Annotated in this window: 12 protein-coding genes; 2 read left to right on the top strand and 10 right to left on the bottom strand. The window is 73.7% G+C overall.

Annotation, left to right across the window (positions count from 1 at the left end; translation table 11 throughout):
- Window positions 1–7 precede the first annotated feature (7 nt).
- Together ACFXMG_RS15225 and ACFXMG_RS15230 are read right to left on the bottom strand one after the other, a co-directional pair.
- Window positions 8–739, bottom strand: a complete 732-nt coding sequence (locus tag ACFXMG_RS15225) for a LuxR C-terminal-related transcriptional regulator (protein WP_383815593.1) — start codon at window positions 737–739, stop codon at window positions 8–10.
- Complete coding sequence (locus ACFXMG_RS15230; RefSeq protein ID WP_383815595.1) at window positions 736–2,001, bottom strand: PspC domain-containing protein; 1,266 nt, start codon at window positions 1,999–2,001, stop codon at window positions 736–738. The genes ACFXMG_RS15225 and ACFXMG_RS15230 overlap by 4 nt, the downstream gene beginning before the upstream one ends.
- Before the next feature lie 157 nt (window positions 2,002–2,158).
- Between ACFXMG_RS15230 and ACFXMG_RS15235 the strand changes: the two genes are divergently transcribed.
- Window positions 2,159–3,523: a PspC domain-containing protein gene (locus ACFXMG_RS15235; RefSeq protein WP_383815598.1), complete on the top strand. Its 1,365-nt coding sequence runs from the start codon at window positions 2,159–2,161 to the stop codon at window positions 3,521–3,523.
- Window positions 3,524–3,679: 156 nt separating this feature from the next.
- Here the strand turns inward: ACFXMG_RS15235 and ACFXMG_RS15240 are convergent, their stop codons facing one another.
- The 4 genes from ACFXMG_RS15240 to guaA all read right to left on the bottom strand — a co-directional run bounded on the left by ACFXMG_RS15240 (window position 3,680) and on the right by guaA (window position 8,225).
- Window positions 3,680–4,198, bottom strand: coding sequence for a DoxX family membrane protein (locus ACFXMG_RS15240; RefSeq protein ID WP_383815601.1), 519 nt, complete (start codon window positions 4,196–4,198; stop codon window positions 3,680–3,682).
- A 101-nt stretch (window positions 4,199–4,299) separates the two neighbouring features.
- Complete coding sequence (locus ACFXMG_RS15245) at window positions 4,300–5,550, bottom strand: hypothetical protein (RefSeq protein ID WP_383815604.1); 1,251 nt, start codon at window positions 5,548–5,550, stop codon at window positions 4,300–4,302.
- A 158-nt stretch (window positions 5,551–5,708) separates the two neighbouring features.
- On the bottom strand, window positions 5,709–6,497 hold the full coding sequence (locus ACFXMG_RS15250) for a class II aldolase/adducin family protein (RefSeq protein WP_383815607.1): 789 nt from the start codon (window positions 6,495–6,497) through the stop codon (window positions 5,709–5,711).
- Between the two features lie 135 nt (window positions 6,498–6,632).
- Window positions 6,633–8,225, bottom strand: coding sequence for a glutamine-hydrolyzing GMP synthase (guaA, locus tag ACFXMG_RS15255; protein WP_383815610.1), 1,593 nt, complete (start codon window positions 8,223–8,225; stop codon window positions 6,633–6,635).
- 351 nt (window positions 8,226–8,576) lie between these two features.
- Here guaA and ACFXMG_RS15260 point away from each other — a divergent pair, with 351 nt between their 5' ends.
- Complete coding sequence (locus tag ACFXMG_RS15260) at window positions 8,577–8,867, top strand: chorismate mutase (protein WP_383815613.1); 291 nt, start codon at window positions 8,577–8,579, stop codon at window positions 8,865–8,867.
- Between the two features lie 657 nt (window positions 8,868–9,524).
- Here the strand turns inward: ACFXMG_RS15260 and ACFXMG_RS15265 are convergent.
- From ACFXMG_RS15265 to ACFXMG_RS15280, 4 genes are all read right to left on the bottom strand, one after another.
- Window positions 9,525–11,330: a GMC oxidoreductase gene (locus tag ACFXMG_RS15265; protein ID WP_383815616.1), complete on the bottom strand. Its 1,806-nt coding sequence runs from the start codon at window positions 11,328–11,330 to the stop codon at window positions 9,525–9,527.
- Between the two features lie 110 nt (window positions 11,331–11,440).
- Window positions 11,441–13,108, bottom strand: a complete 1,668-nt coding sequence (locus ACFXMG_RS15270; RefSeq protein WP_383815619.1) for a succinic semialdehyde dehydrogenase — start codon at window positions 13,106–13,108, stop codon at window positions 11,441–11,443.
- A 151-nt stretch (window positions 13,109–13,259) separates the two neighbouring features.
- Window positions 13,260–15,053, bottom strand: coding sequence for a serine/threonine-protein kinase (locus ACFXMG_RS15275; protein WP_383815622.1), 1,794 nt, complete (start codon window positions 15,051–15,053; stop codon window positions 13,260–13,262).
- A 101-nt stretch (window positions 15,054–15,154) separates the two neighbouring features.
- Window positions 15,155–18,163: a protein kinase gene (locus tag ACFXMG_RS15280; RefSeq protein ID WP_383815625.1), complete on the bottom strand. Its 3,009-nt coding sequence runs from the start codon at window positions 18,161–18,163 to the stop codon at window positions 15,155–15,157.
- Window position 18,164 lies beyond the last annotated feature (1 nt).

Raw genomic sequence — 18,164 nt, forward strand, 5'->3', positions numbered from 1 at the left:
CCCGGGCTCAGACCAGGCGGCGGGCGGTGGCCCAGCGGGTCAGCTCGTGCCGGTTGGAGAGCTGGAGCTTGCGGAGCACCGCGGAGACGTGCGACTCGACGGTCTTCACCGAGATGTAGAGCTGCTTGGCGACCTCCTTGTACGCGTAACCGCGGGCGATCAGCCGGAGCACCTCCCGCTCCCGCTGGGTCAGCCGGTCCAGGTCCTCGTCCACCGGGGGCGCGTCGGTGGAGGCGAAGGCGTCCAGGACGAAGCCGGCGAGGCGCGGGGAGAAGACGGCGTCGCCCTCCTGGACCCGGAAGATCGAGTCCACCAGGTCAGTGCCGGTGATCGTCTTGGTGACGTAGCCGCGGGCGCCGCCCCGGATCACGCCGATCACGTCCTCCGCCGCGTCCGAGACGGAGAGCGCGAGGAAGCGGACCGGGTCCTCGGCGGCGCCCATCAGCCCGGCGCAGCGGCGGAGCACCTCGACCCCGCCGCCGCCGGGCAGGTGGACGTCGAGGAGGACGACCTCCGGTCTGGTGGCGGTGATCACGGTGACGGCCTGGTCGACGTCGGCGGCCTCGCCGACGACCTCGACGCCGGTGGTCTCGGTCCGCCCGATCTCGGCCTGTACGCCGGTGCGGAACATGCGGTGGTCGTCGACGAGGACGACCCGCACCCGGCGCCCGGCACCGCCCGCCGCGCCCGGCCCCGTCTCCCCGTCGGCTCCGGTCGTCGCCCCGGTCTCGTCGCTCATCCGTCCGCCCTCTCCATCTCCAGCTCGACTTCCGTGCCCCCGCCCGGTACGGCCCGCAGGCGGGCGGTGCCGCCGTTGCGCTGCATCCGGCCGATGATCGATTCTCGTACGCCCATTCTGTCCTCGGGGACCTCGTCCAGGTCGAATCCGGGGCCCCTGTCGCGCACCGAGACGAACACCGTGCGCCCCTCGACCTCCGCGTACACCTGCACGGCCCCGCCCTCGCCACCGTACTTCGCGGCGTTGACCATCGCCTCGCGCGCGGCCTGCATCTGCGCGGTCAGCTTCTCGTCGAGAGGGCAGTCGCCGACGACGACGACCTCCAGCGGCACGCCGTGCTTGTCCTCGACCTCGGCGGCGGACCGCTTCACCGCCTCGGCGAGGGTCTCGGGCTCCTCGTCCTTGCCGGTGCCCTCGGGCTTGTAGAGCCAGTTCCGCAACTCGCGCTCCTGGGCGCGGGCGAGCCTGCGGACCTCTCCGGCGTCGTCGGCGTTGCGCTGGATCAGGGTGAGGGTGTGCAGGACGGAGTCGTGGACGTGGGCGGCGACCTCGGCCCGCTCCTGGGCGCGGATGCGCAGCGTCCGCTCCGCGGTCAGGTCCTGCGACATGCGGATCAGCCAGGGGCCGGCGAGCAGCGCTATGCCGGTGAGGACGGCGACGGCGGCGGTGAGCGCGGTGCCGATCTGCGCGACGGAGCCGCGCACGACCACGAAGACGGCGAGCCCGGTGCCGACCAGGGCCACGCCGACGAGCCCGCGCACGAGGTGGAAGCCGCGCCCGTGCTTGACCTCCCGGCCCATCCAGATGTCGCGGCGGGCGTTGTCCGCCTGCCGCCACACCAGGACGACGCCGACGCCGATGAGGAGCGTCGGCCACACGTACCGGCCGGTCTCGCCGTCGATCCGCAGGTTCGCGATGAAGACGGACGCGCCGATCGCGAGGGCGATGAGGGCGAGGATCTGGCCGCGGTCGGGTTTGCGGAGCCGGCGTCTGCCGTCCTCGGTGGCCTCGAACAGCGAGCGGGGCTCGCCCCGGCCGCCGACCCCGAGCGGGACGACGATCCAGAAGATCGCGTAGAGCAGCAGTCCGAGGCCCTCGGTGAGGACGAGCACCGCGAAGACGGCGCGCACCCAGGCGACGGGCAGACCGAGGTGTCCGGCGAGGCCGCGTGCGACACCGCCGAGCCACCGGCCGTCGGCGCTCCGGTAGAGCCTGCGCACGGGCGGTTCGTCGAGTTCGGTGACACGAGCGGTTGCGGACATGTACCGATCGTCACACGTCCGGCCCTCCCGGGGTATCAGGGTCGGCCCTGAGATCGACCCCGGGATCGCCTCGGGGTCGGGGCCCCCTCGAATATCAGGGTCGTGCCAGGGTCGTTCCCGGTGCCGTCCGGGGGTCACGGGCGGTCACCATGGACCCATGACGAGTTCCACGCCTTCGCGGCCCACGCAGCACGAGGCTCCGCCGGCGGCCGATGCCGCCTCCACGGCTCCCCTGCGCCGCTCGCGCACGAGCCGAGTGGTCGGCGGGGTCTGCGGCGGTCTCGGCCGGTACTTCGACATGGATCCGGTGATCTTCCGGATCGTGCTGGCGGTGCTGGCGGTAACCGGCGGCATAGGGCTGATCTTCTACGGCTTCGCGTGGTTGCTGATCACGCTCGTGGACGAGGAGGAGAGCGAGGGTCGGCGGCTGCTGACCGGCCGGGTGTCCGGCGCCTCGCTCGCGGCGATACTCATGGCGCTGGTGGGCTGCGGCATCTTCCTGTCGATGCTGCGCACGGGCTCGCTGTTGGGCTTCGCGGTGCTGCTGACGCTGGCGACGGCCGGTGCGGCCTACTGGTCGCAGCGGCGGCCGCTTGCCGAGGGAGAGGCGGCCGAGGGCGATCCGGAGGCCAAGCCGAAGGCTCCGCACGGGCGGGTCCCGGTGCCGCCGGAGGCGAAGGCCCCGCCGCTGACGTTCATCGAGCTCGGCTCGTGGTGGCGCGACCCGATCGTGAAGGACGGTTCGACGGGCAAGGTGGCCATCGGCTACATGTGGGGCCCGCACGGCATCGTCGACCGCGAGGGCAAGGTCGGCGGCGAGGTGCCGAAGCCGGGCAGCCAGTGGGGCCCGCAGGTGGATCCGGAGCGTCCGGAGCCCTCGGTGCGGCGCAGCCCGTACTCGATCGCGGGCATCGTGCATCTCCTGGCGTTCGCCGCCGCGATCACGGGCACGGCCCTGACGTGGGAGTCGCAGCCGCTGGGCACCAGTCTGGCGACGGGTCTGGCGGCCGCGCTCGCGGTGTTCGGCCTGGGGCTGGTCGTCAGCAGTTTCCTGGGGCGCACCGGCTTCGGCACGATCTTCCAGACGGTGGTGACGGCGGCGCTGCTGGCCGGCGCGATCGCCTTGCCGGACAAGATCACCACGGACTGGACGCGTCAGACGTGGACGCCGCCCACGGTGGCCGCCGTGCAGGCGCGGTACGACCTCGGGTCGGGTGTGGGGACGCTGGACCTGTCCCGGCTGTCGGTGCCCGAGGGGACGACGGTGTCGACGGCGGTCGACGTGGGCGCGGGGAAGCTGGAGGTGGTGGTGCCGCGGGACGTGGTGGTGAAGCTCCACGCCCAGGTGGGTCTCGGCGATCTCCAGCTGCCCGGGCAGGCGCCCGACGACATCGACATCGCCCCGGACCGCGACGAGACGCGGACGCTGGACCCGGCCGCCGGGATCGACCCGGCGGGGACGCTGGACCTCTCGTTGGAGGTCGGCCTTGGACAGGTGGAGGTCACCCGTGCTGCTTCATGAGTTCCGTCCGGGCCGGCTGGTCGTCGGCGTGGCCGCCCTCGCCCTGGCCGGGGCCTACGGCGGGGAGCTCGCCGGCGCCTGGTCGGTCCCCTGGTGGCTGGCGATCCCGGTGATGTGCGGGGGGCTGGGGGTGGCCGGCCTGGTGACCTGGGTGGCCTACGGCATACGGCGGCGTTCGGCGAGGAGCCGGTCGGCGGAGAGCACCGGGGCCCCGGCGAGCAGCAGCGGCAGCCAGGCCATGAGGTAGGCGAGGTCGTTGCCGAGGTAGTACGGCTCGACCTGCCAGCTCACGGTGAACCAGAGGCTCAGCGAGATGAGGACGCCGCCGAGGGCGGCCAGTCGGGCGAGGAGGCCCAGGAGGGTGCCGAGGCCGACGGCGATCTCGCCGAAGGCGATGGCGTAGCCGAAGCCGGTGGGGCTGTTGAGGGCGAGGTCGACGAGTCCGGGGATGGCCGAGGAGTCGCGGACGCCGCGCATGGTGTCGCCGATGGAGCCGGCTCCGGAGTCGGCGAAGAAGGCCGGGTCGGTGAGTTTGTCGAGGCCGGCGTAGACGAAGGTGACGCCGAGGAAGATCCGGAGCGGGAGGAGGGCGTAGCGGGAGGCGGTGGCCTTCCACTCGTCCGTGCGGCGGCGTCGCGGGGTGGTCCCGCCGGTGCGGTCCAGGTACTCGGCCATGATCGCTCACCTCTCCACACCCCGTACGACTGTTCGCGGATCGATTGTCTCCGCTTGTCCTGTGAAGGGACACAGGTGGAGGGGCTTTCGGGGCGGGATCCTCAGTCGAGGACGTCGATCGTCACCCGGTTGGTCTCGAATCCGGCGGCGGTGACGACGGAGACGTCGACCCGGCCGGGCTCGACGTCGGCGGGGAGGGGGACGGTCAGGACGGTGTCGGTCGGGTTGGCGAAGCCGCCGGGGACCGGGACCAGAGGGACGTGGGCGTGGACGGGGCCGATGCGGACGACGAGCCGGGTCAGCGGGTCGGGGGCGGCGGCGCCGGGCGGGACGAAGCCGTGGCCGCGGATCTCGATGTCGTCGCCGGTGCGGATGGGGGCGTCGAGGTCGCCGGCCTCGCGGGCGCGGACCACGGCGTGGACGGCGGGGCGGCCGCCCTCGGTGCACTTGGCGGCCAGGTGCCAGGCGGCGGAGACGGCGACGAGGAGGGCGAGGGACCAGGGCAGTTCGGGGAGGTGGGCCGGGTCGGCGGCGAGGCGGGTGGCGGCGAAGGCGAGGACGGCGCCGGAGACGAGGACGTACTGGACGTCGGCGAGGTCGGCGCGGCCGTTGTCGTCGCAGAGGAGGTCGGCGGCGCGGGGCCGGTCGGCGCGGACCTTCTGGAGCCGCTGGGCGGCGATCCGGGTGGAGACGACGAGCCGGGCGGTGACGGCGACGGCGGAGACGAGGGCGAGGACGGTGACGAGCCCGGCGGCGCCGGAGAGGCCGAAGGCGGTGGCGGTCAGGGAGCGGGAGGTGAGGAAGAGGAGGGCGTAGCAGAGGAAGAGGAGCCAGGCGGCGGCGACGGCGCGGGTGGTGGAGAGCCGGTTGTCCTCGCCGGTGAGCGGGGCGAGGAGGCCGCCGCGGGCGCGGTGGGCGTGGGCGGCGGCGGTGAGCGGGACGGCGAGGAGGAGCGCGGTGCAGAGGCCCGCGGTGCGGGCGGCGGTCCAGCCGGTGCCGAGGGCGGTGAGGGCCTGGCCGAGGAGGAGGGCGAGGACGGCGGCCCAGACGGCGGCGAGGCTGCCGGTGCGGACGCGGGTGAGCCAGGCGAGTCCGGCCTCGCGGCCGTGGGCGGTGACGGCGCGGGCGGACTGGGCGAGCTCGTCGGAGACCCACTGGCGGGCGGCGACCGGGGAGTGGGCGACGGCGGCGGGGACGCCGTGGCCGGCGGCGAGTTCCTCACGGCGGGCGAGGAAGGCGGCGACGGCCCGGCGGTGGCCAGTCTCGCCGCAGTGGGCGCAGCCGGCGCAGGCCGTGGGGTGCTCGCCGGCGCCGTGGCGCCCGCCGTACTGTCTCGCCTCTTGAACCGCCACGGTGCCGTCACTTCCCGAGTTCGAGGTTTCGAGCTCAACCTGCCGCTGATTCCTCGGAATTGTTCCGCACCGAGGGTGCTCGCGAGGGCCGCGTGCGCCCCGTCGGAGAGTGATTGCCGCGCCATCCCATTGACGTACAGAAGGGTGAAGCGATGGTGCTACGACAGGAGTTCGGGCTCCGCTCGGCTGATCCTGCGCCAGAGGGGCTGGTAGTTGATCCAGGCGACGAGGTCGCTGCCGAGCTGTTCGCGGGTGGCGACGGCGTCCTTGTGGTCGATGAGGACGGGTTTGCCGGCGGCGCGGGCGGCGAGCTGGATGCGGGCGCAGCGGTCCATGGCGATGAACCACCAGGCGGCGGCGTCGACGGAGGAGCCGACGGTGAGGAGGCCGTGGTTGCGCAGGACGATGCCCTTGAAGGGGCCGAGGGCGAGGGCGACGCGGCGGGCCTCCTCGGTGTCGACGGTGACGCCGGTGTAGGCGTCGTAGAGGGCGTGGTCCTGGTAGAAGGCGCACGCCTCCTGGGTGAGGGGGTCGAGGAGTTCGCCGAGGGCGGCCAGGGCGCGGCCGTGGGTGGAGTGGGTGTGGGCGACGGCGACGGCGTCCGGGCGGGCGCGGTGGACCTGGGCGTGGACGGTGAAGGCGGCCTGGTTGACGTGCTGGCCGCCGAGGACGACCTGGCCGTCGCCGTTGGCGAGGACGAGGTCGCTCGCGGTGAGGTCGCCGAAGGGGGCGCCGAAGGGGTTCACCCAGTAGCAGTCGTCGTACTCGGGGTCGCGGACGGTGATGTGGCCGGAGACGCCCTCCTCGTACCCGAGCCGTCCGAAGAGGCGGAGCGCGCCGGCGAGCCGCTGCTTGCGGTGGGCGCGTTCCTCCGCTGCCGTCGCGTGCACGGGCGGCATGGCGAAGTGGAGCCGGTCGACGGGGACGGGGGCCGGTATCTCGGTCATGCGCCGGAAGGTAACGCCCGGCCGGTCAAGTCACCAGACTCCGGACGGGAACGGTCTCCGTCCGGGGGCCGGGAAGCGGCGAGGCCGCCGTCCCCGGGGTGCGGGGACGGCGGCCTCGTGCGCGGGCGGGAGGGGTCACTCCCACTCGATGGTGCCCGGGGGCTTGCTGGTGACGTCGAGGACGACGCGGTTGACGTCGGCGACCTCGTTGGTGATGCGGGTGGAGATCCGGGCGAGGACCTCGTAGGGCAGGCGCGACCAGTCGGCCGTCATGGCGTCCTCGGAGGAGACCGGGCGCAGGACGATCGGGTGGCCGTAGGTGCGGCCGTCGCCCTGGACGCCGACGGAGCGGACGTCGGCGAGCAGCACGACCGGGCACTGCCAGATCTCGCGGTCGAGACCGGCGGCGGTCAGCTCCTCGCGGGCGATGGCGTCGGCGTCGCGGAGGAGGTCCAGGCGCTCCTTGGTGACCTCGCCGACGATGCGGATGCCGAGGCCGGGGCCCGGGAAGGGCTGGCGCTGGACGATCTCGTCGGGCAGGCCGAGCTCCTGGCCGACCATGCGGACCTCGTCCTTGAAGAGCTGGCGCAGCGGCTCGACGAGCTCGAACTCCAGGTCCTCGGGGAGGCCGCCCACGTTGTGGTGGGACTTGATGTTGGCGGTGCCGGTGCCGCCGCCGGACTCGACGATGTCCGGGTAGAGGGTGCCCTGCACGAGGAAGGCGACCTCGGGGCCCTCCTCCTGGAGGATCTCCAGCTGCGCCTGCTCGAAGACGCGGATGAACTCACGGCCGATGATCTTGCGCTTGGTCTCCGGGTCGGAGACGCCGGCGAGGGCGGTGAGGAAGCGCTCCTGCGCGTCGACGACCTTCAGCTGGACGCCGGTGGCGGCCACGAAGTCCTTCTCGACCTGCTCGGTCTCGCCCTTGCGCATCAGGCCGTGGTCGACGTAGACGCAGGTGAGCTGCGAGCCGATGGCCTTCTGGACGAGGGCGGCGGCCACGGCGGAGTCGACGCCGCCGGAGAGGCCGCAGATGGCGCGCTTGTCGCCGACCTGGGCGCGGATGGCCGCGACCTGCTCCTCGATCACGTTGCCGGTCGTCCAGGTGGGCTGGATGCCGGCGCCGCGGTAGAGGAAGTGCTCCAGGATCTGCTGGCCGTGCGTGGTGTGCAGCACCTCGGGGTGGTACTGGACGCCGTAGAGCTTCTTCGCGTCGTTCTCGAAGGCGGCGACCGGGACCACGTCGGTGGAGGCGGTGACGGTGAAGCCCTCGGGGGCGGCGGAGCAGGCGTCGCCGTGCGACATCCAGACGGACTGCTCGACCGGGGTGCCCTCGAAGAGGGTGGAGCCGGCCTTGGAGACGTGCAGCGGGGTGCGGCCGTACTCGCGGGCGCCGTTGTCGTCGACGGTGCCGCCCAGGGTCTGCGCCATCAGCTGGAAGCCGTAGCACATGCCGAAGACGGGGACGCCGGCCTCGAAGAGCGCGCGGTCGAGGCGCGGGGCGGCCTCCGCGTACACGGAGGACGGGCCGCCGGAGAGGATGATCGCCTTCGGGTTCTTGGCCAGCATCTCGGCCACCGGCATGGTGGACGGGACGATCTCGCTGTAGACCCGCGCCTCGCGGACGCGACGGGCGATGAGCTGGGCGTACTGGGCGCCGAAGTCGACAACGAGGACTACGTCCGGGTTGGTGACGTCGGGCGCGGCAGCGGGGGACGCTGATGACACTTCGGCGGCCTTCCGGCGGTAGGAGGGTTCCCCCGAAGGAGGGGGCTATTTGTCGATTCTACCGGCGCGCGGGGGGCGATTTTCGTCTCACCATCCCAACCCGGGTGGCCTTCGTCTCACGATCCGGGCCCGGCTTGCCCCGGGGCGCGGCGCGGGGTCCATACTGTCTGCCATGCGCGAGCTCACGACCTTCCTGTTTACCTATGGCAACCGGCCCACCGGCTGCCATGGTCGTGCTGCTTGAGCAACTGACAAGCGACTTCCCAGGCGCCCCGGGCCGACAAGGCCCGGGGCGTCTGGCGTTTCCCGGGCCGTGCCGATCCGGGGCCTCCACACCACCAGGAGCCCCGCATGACCACGAAGACCCTCACCGAGCAGACCGGCGCCCGCACCGACGAGGCGGCCTCGCTGATCGGCGACGCCCGCGAGCGGATCGACGCGCTCGACGACCGGATCATCGGTCTCATCCAGGAACGGATGGCCGTCTCGGCGGTGATCCAGGAGGCCCGGATCACCTCCGGCGGCCGGCGGGTGAACCTGGCGCGCGAGATGGAGGTGCTGGCCCACTACCGGGACGCGCTGGGCAAGCCGGGCACGGCGCTGGCGATGACGATGCTGGAGCTGTGCCGGGGCCGCGTCTGAGGGGTGGGTGCCCGCACCCGAGTTCGGTGCCGGTCTCACCCGTACGGCGCGTGACCGGTGCCCGGCGGGCTTCGTTGAGCGGGGTGTCCGTGCCAGCCAGGGGCGGGCCCGTAGAAACCACGCGTGGCTTTCGCTGGGGCGTGTGACGTGCTCGCGCACGTCGTGGGACCTCGCTCCAGTGCACGTGACCGGACGGCAGGGGACAGCAGCCCGGTCACCCAGAAAGGGCGGTCGGTCCCGGGGACGCCCGGGGCCGACCGCAACCGGCTCACCGGTCGCGGATCCCGCGGCCCGCACCCCTCTGTACCCGCACCCCCCGCACCCCCGTCCCCCGGCCCGTCCCCGTCCCCCCTCCGACTTTCCTCCCCGACGCGGCGCGACCCCCCGGCGCCGCTTCGCCCGGCACCGCCGCTGCCCTGACACCGGTGCCGACCCGAAGGGCCCGTGCCGCGACCGGAATCGCGGCACGGGCCCTTCCCATACCCCACCACCCTATGTGACGCGCGTCACATGAAGATCCGGGGCAACGCCTACAACCAAAGGCGGGGTCCGGTGGTCATCTATGCAGCAACACCGAAAAGCCGGAAGGGCGCTGCACTCGGAGGGGGGTGCAGCGCCCTTTCTGTGCGTCCATGGACCTGTGCGTCCGTGGAGTCGTCAGGATCGCTTCGGCGGTACGGCCGGGATGCCCAGGAAGGGCAGGCGCAGGGCGCCGAACGCCTCCGCCGGGACCGCGGGGGACTTCGGCTCGACCGCCGCCACGCGCGCGTACGCCTCGCCCTGCCGGGGCCGCGGGTCCTCCTCGCCCTTGTTCGGCCAGAAGGACATCGCCCGCTCCGCCTGGGCGGTGATCGTCAGGGACGGGTTCACCCCGAGGTTGGCGGAGACCGCCGAGCCGTCCACGACCGAGATGCCCGGGTGGCCGTAGAGGCGGTGGTACGGGTCGATGACGCCGGACTCCGCGTCGGCGCCGATCGGGCAGCCGCCGAGGAAGTGCGCGGTCAGCGGGGTCCCCATCAGCTCGCCCACGTTGGAGCCGGCGAAGCCGTTGATCTCCTCGGAGATCAGGGTGGCGGCCCGGGTCGCCGCCTCGATCTGCGTCGGGTTGGGCGCCCCGTGCCCCTGGCGGGCGGTGAGCAGGCCCTTTCCGAGGCCGCCGGGCTTGCGGTAGGTGGTCAGCGAGTTGTCGAGGGACTGCATGACGAGGCCGATGATGGTCTTCTCCGACCAGCGCCGGTTGGACAGCGAGCGGAGCGCGAGGACGGGGTGCCGGGCCATGTTGAGGGCCCAGTTGCGCACCCGGTGGGCGCCGTAGGGGACCTGGAGGACGGTGAGGCCGCCCATCGAGTTGGAGCCCTTGCCGTAGCGAACCGGTTCGATGTGGGTGTTCTCGTCCGGGTGGACGGACGAGGTGATGGCGACGCCGCGGGTGAAGTCGGCCCGCTCCTTGCCGTGCTTGCGCCGGTAGCGGCGGTCGGTGGTCTGGGCGCCGACGAGACCCTCGGAGTTGGTACGGGTCAGCTCGCCGAGCCGGCCGGAGATCCGGGGCAGCAGACCGCTGTCCTTCATCCGGTGCAGCAGGGTCTGGGTCCCGTACGTGCCGGCGGCGATGACCACCCGGCGGGCGGTGAAGGTGCGGCCCCGGCCCTTCTTCCGGTCGTCGGTGGGCAGCGTCTTGACCGCGTAGCCGCCGCGCGAGTCCTCGGTGACGGCGACGACGGAGGTCATCGGGTGGACGACCGCGCCCGCCTTCTCGGCGAGGTAGAGGTAGTTCTCGTTGAGGGTGTTCTTGGCGCCGTGGCGGCAGCCGGTCATGCACTCGCCGCACTCGGTGCACGCCTTGCGCGAGGGGCCCACGCCGCCGAAGAACGGGTCGGCGACCTCGCCGCCCGGCCTGGCGGTCGCCTTCCCGTCGGCGTCGTCCCCGTCGCCGAAGAAGACGCCGACCGGCGCCATGTGGAAGGTGTCGCCGATGCCCATGGCCTGGGCGGCGGCCTTCAGGTGCACGTCGGAGGGGGTCATCGTCGGGTTGAGCCGGACGCCCAGCATCCGCTTCGCCTGGTCGTAGTACGGGGCGAGCTCGGCGCGCCAGTCGGTGATGTCCTTCCACTGCGGGTCGTCGAAGAACGGCGCCAGCGGCTCGTACAGCGTGTTCGCGTAGTTGAGGGAGCCGCCGCCGACGCCCGCGCCCGCCAGCACCATCACGTTGCCCAGCAGGTGGATGCGCTGGATGCCGTACAGGCCCAGCGCGGGCGCCCACAGGAAGTTCTTCAGGTCCCAGGAGTTCTTCGGCAGGGTCTCCCGGGTGAAACGGCGGCCCGCCTCCAGGACGCCGACCCGGTACCCCTTCTCGGTGAGCCGGAGGGCGGTGACCGAACCGCCGAAGCCGGAGCCGACCACGAGGACGTCGTAGTCGTACGCGCCTTCCTCGTCCTGATTTCGGGCAGGGGGGACCGCGGTCATGGCTCTCCTCGCAGAACCTCGTAAGGAAACGGGCGGAAACGGGCGGAGCGGCGCACCGGCGTCGGGGCGGGCCGGGCTACGTACGGGCGGAGCGGCGTACCGGCCGGGCGTCAGCTCAGACGCAGGGCCTTCAGCGCCTTCAGGGAGAGGCTCATCACCTTCGCGTACGCCTCGTCGTCCATCCCGAAGGAGGGCGCGAGCGGCATCAGGCGCTGCTGGGCGACGGTCTGGGCCTCCGTGTACTTGAGGATGCCCTCGGAGCCGTGGCGGCGGCCGAGGCCGGAGTCCTTCATACCGCCCATCGGGGCGCGGACGCTGCCGTACGCGGGCGCGTACCCCTCGTTGATGTTGACGGTGCCGGTGCGAAGCCGGGCGGCGACGGCGTGGCCGCGGCGCGAGTCGGTGGTCCAGACGGAGGCGTTGAGGCCGTACGGGGTGGCGTTGGCCTGCGCGACGGCCTCGTCCTCGTCGGTGAAGCGGTAGATCGAGACGACCGGGCCGAAGGTCTCCTCGGCGCAGACGGACATCGGGGCCTCGACGCCGTCGAGGATGGTCGGCTCGTAGAAGAGCGGGCCGATGTCGGGGCGGGCGACGCCGCCGGCGACGAGCTTGGCGCCCTTGGCGACGGCCTCCTCGACGTGCTTCGTGACGGTCTCCAGCTGCCGCTCGCCGACGAGGGAGCCCATGTCGGCGCCGTACGCGAGGGAGTTGCCGAGGCGCATGGCCTTGGTGCGGGCGGCGAAGCGCTCGACGAAGGCGTCGGCGACCGACTCGTGCACGTACAGGCGCTCGATGGAGATGCAGAGCTGGCCGGCGGAGGAGAAGCAGGCGCGGACGGCGCCGGCGGCGGCCTTCTCGATGTCGGCGTCCTTCAGGACCAGCATGGCGTTCTTGCCGCCGAGTTCGAGGGAGACGCCGACGAGGCGGGCGGCGGCGCCCTGGGCGACCTCGCGGCCGGTGCGGGTGGAGCCGGTGAAGGAGACGTAGTCGGCGTGGCGGACGACCTCCGGGCCGACGACCGGGCCCTCGCCGAGCACGACCTGGAAGACCTCGGCGGGCAGACCGGCCTCGATGAGCAGGTCACGGGCCCAGAGCGCGGTGAGCGCGGTCTCCGTGTCGGGCTTCATGACGAGCGCGTTGCCGGTGACGAAGGCGGGCAGGGCGTCGCCGACGGAGAGTTCGAGGGGGTAGTTCCAGGGGGCGATCTGGCCGACGACCCCGCGCGGCTGGCGCAGCTCGGTGACCTTGGTCAGGGTCGGGACGACGCCGGTGTGCCGCTTGGGACGCAGGTACGAGGACGCCTTGCGGCCGTAGTGGCGGGCGGCGACGGCGACCGCGAGGACCTCCTCGTGGGCGTGCAGCCGGGCCTTGCCGGTCTCCAGCTGGATGAGGTCGAGCACCTCGGACTGGCGGGCCAGGACCAGGTCGTGGAAGCGGAGCAGGACGGCGGCGCGGGCCCGGACGGGGGTGGCGGCCCAGGCGGCCTGGGCGGCGCGGGCGCGCGCGAACGCCTCGGCGACGTCCTCGGGCGTGGCCTCCGGCAGGTCCGCCAGCTTCTTCCCGGTGAAGGGGGTGTGGTTGGCGGTGCGGCCGGAGCCGACGACGCCCCGGGTGAGCCGGGCGACCAGGTCGGGCGTCACGACGTCGGCGGCGGTCCTGGCGCCGGCCGGCGCGGGGGCGACCGGGTTGGTCGCGCCGGCCGGGGCGGCGGGGCGGGCCGCCTGCGCGGCGTCGGCGGGAACCGTGAGAGCGGCGGCGGGGGCCTGCGAGTCCGTCATGACGCCGAGCGTAAGCGCCGTTCCGGTCTTTGGGTACCCGCCGGTAACGCGTTTTCACCCCCCGCACACATCACGCCAGTGATCACTGGCGCATAAGCCCTGATCAGGGGCTTACGGCCGGCAGGGGGTCACGGTGAAGATTCTTCCGGAGTCACGCGGCGGGCGGCCGCCAGTACCGGAGGACGGTGTCGAACTGCTGCCGGGTGGTGTCCCAGCTCGACTCCGGCGAGGCCATGTAGATCGCGTACTCGGTGCCGTCGGCGGCGTAGTACACCTGGTCGATCGCGTGCCGGGCGCCCGGGAAGTTCTGCCGCTCGGTCCAGGTGAACTCCCAGAGCGCGGACTCGACCTGATCGCGGTAGGTGTTCTGGTTCAGCCACACCCGCCGGTAGTCCATCCGCTTCTTGAGCGTCTTCTCCAGGTCCAGGAGGTGCATGTACGGGTTCTCGAAGTCGGGGCTGCGGTCGATGCTGATCCGCAGGCGGTGGCGCCCGCCGTCCGGGGTGTAGTCGATGTTGGCGTCGCCGTCCGTCTGGCGCTTCCAGCCCTCCGGGACGACCACGCTGAAGCCCGCCGGGTCCTCGACCCGGCGCCAGCCCTCCGGCACGCCGTCCGCCGTCACGCCCTGGCCGTGGGTGGGGGTGGGCCCGGCGGTGGTGCTGGTGGCCGGACCGGGGCCGGGCGCGCCGCCGCCCCCTCCCCCGTACTGCATCACGGCGAAGACGGCGCCGCCCGCGACGACGGCCGCGAGCACCGCCGTGAGCACGGCGGAGCGCCACCGCCCCTTCCCGCCACCGGAGGCGGACCCGGCGGGGACGAGGGTGGGCGGGGACGAGGGCGAGGGCGAGGCCGGGGCGGAGGAAGGAGAAGGGGAAAGGGAAGGGGAAGGGGAAGGGGGAGGGGACGCGGCGGGGCGCTGGGTGGCGGACGCCTGTGCCGGGCTGGGCCACTCGGCCGTCCGCGGGGTCGGGGAGATGGAGGTCGAGGACGGCGGCGTGTGCGGGAGCGAGGTCGGGGACAGGGGCGTCGGTACGTCCTCCGGGCCGCCGGCCGCCACCGTCTCCAGGTCCATCCGCTGCGTCGGCACGTACGCCTGGGCCGTCTCCGGGCTGCGCCCCTCCATCGCGTCGAGCAGCATCCGCTCGGCCTCGTCCGCGTGCGGCCGCTGCCCGGGGTCCTTGCGCAGCAGCGCCACGATGACCGGGGCGAGCGGCCCCGCGTTCGCCGGGTACGGCGGCTCCTCGCCGACGACGGCCTGCATGGTGCTGATCGGGGACGTACGCCGGAAGGGCGAGGTGCCCTCGACCGCCGTGTACAGGGTGGCGCCGAGCGACCACAGGTCGGAGGCCGGGCCGGGATCGCCGCCCCTTACCCGCTCCGGCGCCAGGTAGTCGATCGAGCCGACGAGTTCGCCGGTCCGGGTGATGGTCGAGTCGCCCTCGATCGCGGCGATGCCGAAGTCGGTGATGAGGACCCGCCCGTCGCGGGCGAGCAGGACGTTGCCGGGCTTCACGTCCCGGTGGAGCACGCCCGCCGTGTGCGCGGCCCGCAGCGCGCCGACCACGTGCAGCCCGACCCGGGCCGCCTCGCGGGGCTCGATCGTCCCGGCCTCCTTGACGGCGTCGGCGAGCGACGGGCCGTCGACGAACTGCATGACGATCCAGGGCCGGTCGTCGTGTTCGAGCACGTCGTGGACGGTCACCACGCCGGGGTGGGTGATCCGGGCGGCGGCCCGCGCCTCCTTCTGGGTACGAGCGTGCAGCACCAGCCGGTCCGCCTCGGCGACGAACCGACCCGCCGTCAGCTCCTTCACCGCCACCACGCGGTGCAGCACCTCGTCGTGCGCGCGCCAGACCTTGCCCATGCCGCCGCGTCCGATGGACTCGGCGAGCCGGTACCGTCCGGCGAGAAGCAGCCCCGACCCTGTGCTCTGAGAGTGTTCCACGTGCCCCCGCCCCGTTGCTTCGGATCCCAGGTTACGGAGGAGGGGACAGCGGACGGAACCGCGGGGCCCGCAAAGGAACCGCACTGTGACCGCCGCCGGGCTCAGCGCGCCGGACGGAACCCCTTCACGGCCTCCTCGTAGATCTCCGAGACCTTGTCGCGGTCGCTCTCCGGGCCGATGACCTGGACGACGTGGTAGCGGCCGCCGTCGATGAGCGCGAGGTTGCGGACGAAGACCTCGCGGCCCGAGCTGTCCATCCAGGTGTAGTGCCCCTCGGCGGTGGGCGTGCGGCCGATGTCCACCCGCCGCGCCTTCACCAACTCCGACCAGCTGGACTGCCGGTAGGGCTCCAGCTCGCGCTCCCTGGAGCTCTGGTACTCCAGCGGATCGGAGCCGTGGTCCTGGACGCTGTCCCGGCCCGGGACGACGATCATCGTGAAGTCGCCGCCGGTGTAGCGGACTTGCCCCGCGTCGTTGATGGCGCTGCGACGCCAGTCGCGCGGGACGCCGATCCTGAACCCCTCCGGGTCCTCACGCAGCGCGTACCCGGCGGCCGGCGCGGGGCGGGAGGGCGCCGATGCCGAAGTCGACGGCGGGGCGGGCGGGGTGGTGGCGGGCGGCGTCGTTGCGGGTGGGGCGGTGGTCGGCGCCGGGGCGGGCGGCTTCGAAGTGGCCGACGCCGACGTCGTCGGGCGGGCGTCGGTGGGCTGCTCGCCGCCTCTGGGCAGGGCGATGGCCACGTACGCGAGGGCGCCGCCGAACAGCATGAGGACGACGAGCAGCACCCGGCGGCCGAGGGAACGCGGACCGGCGGGCGGGCGCGGACCCCGGCGCGGCGGCTCGGGCTCGACGTCCTCGTAGCCGTACTCGTAGCTCTGATGGGACTCGTACGCCTGCTGGGACTGCTGGGACTGCTGGGGCTCGTACGCCTGCCCGTGCTGCTGAGGCTCGTAGCGCTGCTCGGCGGAGGGTTCCTCGTACGCCGGGAAGTGCCGTGCGCGCGGCTCTTCCTCGGGTACGGGGGTGGGTGCGGGCGCGGGCGTGGATACGGGCTCGGGGGGCCGGCTTCCGCGGGGCTCCTTGCCGCGGCGGTGGCGGTGGCGGCCCGAGCCGGCGGCGGCGCGACGACGGCGCACCAGCTCGCCGCGGCGGCGCAGGATCGGCAGCCGCTTCGCGTCGAACGGCGGCGGGGGTACGGCCGCGAGGTCCGCCTCCGGCTCCGGCGCGGACCTGACCAGCGACCGCAGCCAGCCGCGCAGCTCCTCGAAGTCCGGGCGCTCGGTGGGGTCCTGGCGCAGCAGGGACTCCACGACCGGGCGCAGCGGACCGCACTCCTCGGCGAAGGCGGGCGGTTCGGCGCAGACCAGTTGGACCAGTTCGGCCGCGTTGTCCTCGGGGTACGGGGCGTGGCCCTGGACGGCCCGGTAGAGCAGGGCGCCGAGCGCCCACAGGTCGGTGGCGGGGCCGATGGGCGGGGCGAGCCGCCAGTTCTCGTGGACGGGCCCGGCCTGTTCGGGCGCCCAGCGCTCGGTGACGGCGCCGACGACCGCGATCCGGGTCTGCCGGGCCCGCTCGGCGGCGAGCCGGGTCGCCGGACCCCGGTACCGCTCCGCCGCCGGGCCCGGATGCGCGGGGACGGCGGTCTCGGCGGACGGCCGGGCCGGGCGGGCGGGCTCCGGGACGGCGGCCGTGTACCCGGCGGGCAGCGCGGGGCGGCCGGAGCCGGGCAGCACGGGACCGCCGCCGGCCGGCACGTGCGGCGAGCCGTCCCGGGAGGTGTGCGGGCCGTCGCTCCAGGTGCCCTTGAGCATCACGCGCGGCGGGCGCGGGCCCCGGTACGGCGGCTCGTCGTCCTCGTCGTCGTCCTCGTCGTCCGCCACCCGCGCCCACCACTGCGGCGCGGGCCCGGGCCGGGTGGCCTCCGGGAGAGCGGGCACCTCGGTCCCGGGGGCCGTGTCGGGGGCGGATTCCGGCTTGGGTCCGGGCTCCGGCGCGTGCTCCGGCGCGGGCTCCGGTTCGGGGGCGCGCTGGACCGGGAGCGAGCCGGTGTCGCCGATCCGCGCGGCGGCGGCGCGGGTGGCCGCGCGGTAGGCGGCGATGGCCCCCGCCCGGGCCGCCCGCGGGTCGGTGCTGGGCGGCACGGCCGGAACCTCGGGCGGACTCGCGGGGCGCGGCGCGGGCGTCGCGATCCCGTACGGGTCGGCCCCGTACGGGACGGGCTCCTGCGCGGGCGGCAGCTCGGCGACGGCCGCCCCGGGAGCGGCGTACTCACCGGTCTCGTAGACGTCGGGCTCGTACAGGTCAGGCTCGTACACCTCGGGCTGGTACGCCTCCGGCTCGTACGTCTCCTCGGCGTACTCCTCCGCGGCGTACGCCTCCGGCTCGTACGCCCCGGTCTCCTCGACGTACTCCTGCTGGTACTCCTCCTGCTCGTACTCCCCCGCCTCGTACCTCTCCGCCTCCCCCGCCTCGTACTCCGGCTCGGGGGCGCGGAAGGCGGGGTCGTCGGGGTCGGGGACGGGGGCGTAGCCGCAGAGGGCTTCCTCGGCGGCGCCGGCGGCGAGGCCGGTGAGGAGGACGCGGCCGTCGTCGCAGACGAGGACCGTGCGCGCGGTGATGTTGCGGTGGACCCAGCCGTGGGCGTGGAGGACGCGCAGGGCGGTGAGGACGTCCGCGGCGATCTCGGCGGCGCGGAACGGGTTGAGCGGGCCCTCGGCGAGGAGGGCGGAGAGCGGGCGGGCGGCCACGTGCTCGCTGACTATCCACAGCGAGCCGGCCTCCGCGAAAACGTCGAAGACCTGGTCGAGTAAGGGGTGGTCGGGGATCTGCGCGGCGGCCTGAGCGGCCTCGATCGCCCGGCGGACGACCGGCTCGGCCGGTCTGCGGGTGGCGCCGCCCCCGGAGCCGTACGGGCCGGCGGGCGCGGGCCCCTCGCCGAGGACCTCCGCGTCGACGATCTCGGGCAGCGGGACCTGACGGACCCGCACCTCCTGCCCGCTGTACGTGTCGAAGGCGCGCGTCTCGACGAGGTCGACGAGTCCTCCGGCGCCGGGCGGCGGCAACGGCAGGCGGTAGCGCTCAGCGAGCACTCTTCCCGCGTACTCGTCCACG

Source organism: Streptomyces sp. NPDC059201 (genome assembly GCF_042754585.1).
Classification (GTDB): Bacteria; Actinomycetota; Actinomycetes; order Streptomycetales; family Streptomycetaceae; genus Streptomyces.

Excerpts from the sequence above, each read along its gene's own strand:
- ACFXMG_RS15230 (WP_383815595.1), bottom strand. The coding sequence starts at position 2,001 with ATGTCCGCAACCGCTCGTGTCACCGAACTCGACGAACCGCCCGTGCGC.
- ACFXMG_RS15225 (WP_383815593.1), bottom strand. The coding sequence starts at position 739 with ATGAGCGACGAGACCGGGGCGACGACCGGAGCCGACGGGGAGACGGGG.
- ACFXMG_RS15260 (WP_383815613.1), top strand. The coding sequence starts at position 8,577 with ATGACCACGAAGACCCTCACCGAGCAGACCGGCGCCCGCACCGACGAG.
- ACFXMG_RS15240 (WP_383815601.1), bottom strand. The coding sequence starts at position 4,198 with ATGGCCGAGTACCTGGACCGCACCGGCGGGACCACCCCGCGACGCCGC.
- ACFXMG_RS15270 (WP_383815619.1), bottom strand. The coding sequence starts at position 13,108 with ATGACGGACTCGCAGGCCCCCGCCGCCGCTCTCACGGTTCCCGCCGAC.
- ACFXMG_RS15235 (WP_383815598.1), top strand. The coding sequence starts at position 2,159 with ATGACGAGTTCCACGCCTTCGCGGCCCACGCAGCACGAGGCTCCGCCG.
- ACFXMG_RS15250 (WP_383815607.1), bottom strand. The coding sequence starts at position 6,497 with ATGACCGAGATACCGGCCCCCGTCCCCGTCGACCGGCTCCACTTCGCC.
- ACFXMG_RS15265 (WP_383815616.1), bottom strand. The coding sequence starts at position 11,330 with ATGACCGCGGTCCCCCCTGCCCGAAATCAGGACGAGGAAGGCGCGTAC.